This window comes from Pseudonocardia sp. SID8383 (assembly GCF_009864975.1).
In the GTDB taxonomy this organism is placed as follows: Bacteria; Actinomycetota; Actinomycetes; order Mycobacteriales; family Pseudonocardiaceae; genus Pseudonocardia; species Pseudonocardia alni.
Genome location: NZ_WWFY01000014.1, coordinates 1 through 2,031 on the forward strand (window position 1 = coordinate 1; position 2,031 = coordinate 2,031).

Genomic DNA, 2,031 nt, shown 5'->3' on the forward strand with positions numbered 1-2,031 from the left:
CGGCCCGCCGCGAGCGCGACGGCGCCGGACCCTGGCCCGCAGGGCGCCGGACGGGCCGACCGCTCTGGTCACCTCCGGGCGTCGCTCCGGCGACAGGTCCCGCGACGACGGGCACCCGCCGGACCGCGGTCGCCGCGCTCCTGCTCGTGCTCACCGCGGCGGTCGCGACGGCCGTCGTGCTCTCGGGGCACCTGCCCTTCTGACTCCCCGGCCGGGCCCTCCGGTCATCAGGACTGCCGAACCACGGCCGATCCGGGCGCGGCCCGACGAGGCTCATGTCCCCGCGCAGGGGGTTCCACAGCTGGGGCGGCTCGTCGAGCGAGATGCGGCGGATGAGCCTGCCGACCGGACCGACCCGGGCCAGCGCGGACACCACGACGCCGTCGTGCCCGATCGGCGCGACCACGACCGCGGCGGTCCCGACGGCGACGACGTCGGTCGGCACCGGCACCGTCCGGACGAGGCCGACCCGGGCTGCCTGCCTGTGACCGGCGCCGGGGAACGGCCGTCGCTACGACCTGAACTGATCCGCGACGGCCATGACGTATTCGCCGTAGCCCGAGCCCGCCTGCTGCGCCCCGAGGGCGTGGCAGGCGGCGGCGTCGATGAAGCCCATCCGCAGGGCGACCTCCTCGACGCAGGCGATGCGGATGCCCTGGCGGTTCTCCAGGACGCGGACGTACTGGCCGGCCTCCATCAGCGACTCGTGGGTGCCGGTGTCGAGCCAGGCGAAGCCGCGTCCGAGGTCCTGCAGACGGGCGCGGCCCTGTTCGAGGTAGGCGCGGTTGACGTCGGTGATCTCGAGCTCGCCGCGGGCCGAGGGGGTGATGCGCGTGGCGATGTCGACGACGCGGTCGTCGTAGAAGTAGAGGCCGGTGATGGCACGGTCCGAGCGGGGGTGCTCGGGCTTCTCCTCGATCGAGAGCAGGGTGCCGTCGGGGGCGGCCTCGCCGACGCCGTAGCGCCGCGGATCCCGCACCGGGTAGCCGAACAGCACGCAGCCCGCGTCGCCGGAGGCGACCTCGGCGGCGCGGCGACGCAGCAGGTCACCGAACCCGGCGCCGTGGAAGATGTTGTCGCCCAGCACGAGCGCCGACGGTCCGCCGCGGACGTGGTCGGCGCCGATGACGAACGCCTCGGCCAGGCCGTTGGGGTGTTCCTGGGCGGCGTAGGTGATCTGCAGGCCGAGCAGGCCGCCGTCGCCGAGCAGGCGCTGGAACCCGGGCAGGTCGTGCGGGGTGGAGATGAGCAGGATCTCCCGGATCCCGGCCAGCATCAGCGTGGTCAGCGGGTGGTAGATCATCGGCTTGTCGTAGACCGGCAGCAGCTGCTTGGACACCGCCGCGGTCAGGGGGAACAGCCGGCTGCCGGTGCCACCGGCCAGGATGACGCCCTTCACCGGGCGGTCCCGAGGTGGGCGCCGAGCCCGTCGCGCCAGGGCGGCATCGTCACTCCGGCGCGGGTCGCGCGGGACAGGTCGAGCACCGAGTTCGCCGGTCGGCGCGCCAGGTGCGGCCTGTCCGCGGCGTACTCGGCGGTCGACACCGGGCGGACGTCGCCGGGATCGCGGCCGCAGCGGGCGAACACCTCCCGGGCCAGTCCGTGCCAGCTGACCGGCTCGCCGTCGCCGGTCACGTGGAAGGTGCCGTGCCGTCCGGACCCGGCCAGCACGAGCAGCGCCGCGGCCAGGTCGGGGGCGAACGTCGGCCGCCCCACCTGGTCGTCGACGACGGCGGGGGACACCCCGTCGCGGGCCAGCCGCGCCATGGTGGCGACGAAGTTGCCGCCGTCACCGACGACCCAGCTGGTCCGCACGATCACGTGCCGCTCCGGCAGCGCCGCCCGCACCGCCAGCTCCCCGGCTGCCTTCGACGCGCCGTACACCCCGAGCGGGGACGGCGGGGCGTCCTCGGGCACCGGACCGGGCGCGGTGCCGTCGAAGACGTACTCGGTGGAGACGTGGACCAGCAGGCAACCGTGCTCGCGGGCCGCCGCGGCCAGTTGCGCGGGGCCCGCCGCGTTCGCCCGCCA

3 protein-coding genes and 1 pseudogene are annotated in these 2,031 nt (G+C 75.4%); 1 reads left to right on the forward strand and 3 read right to left on the reverse strand.

The window, feature by feature from the left end; all coding sequences use genetic code 11:
- Nucleotides 1–203: hypothetical protein (locus GTW08_RS31350; protein WP_237453428.1), on the forward strand; the 203-nt coding region annotated here is incomplete at its 5' end.
- A gap of 35 nt (nucleotides 204–238) precedes the next feature.
- On the opposite strand, the pseudogene GTW08_RS00580 reads toward GTW08_RS31350, so the two are convergent.
- The 3 genes and pseudogenes from GTW08_RS00580 to GTW08_RS00590 form a co-directional block, all read right to left on the reverse strand.
- A pseudogene (locus tag GTW08_RS00580) lies at nucleotides 239–358 on the reverse strand (sugar transferase); the annotation flags it as partial.
- A 153-nt stretch (nucleotides 359–511) separates the two neighbouring features.
- The gene (rfbA, locus tag GTW08_RS00585) at nucleotides 512–1,399 is read right to left on the reverse strand and encodes a glucose-1-phosphate thymidylyltransferase RfbA (RefSeq protein WP_161151237.1); all 888 of its coding nucleotides are present in this window, start codon (nucleotides 1,397–1,399) and stop codon (nucleotides 512–514) included.
- Nucleotides 1,396–2,031: SDR family oxidoreductase (locus GTW08_RS00590; protein WP_161151238.1), on the reverse strand; the 636-nt coding region annotated here is incomplete at its 5' end. The genes rfbA and GTW08_RS00590, both read right to left, overlap by 4 nt.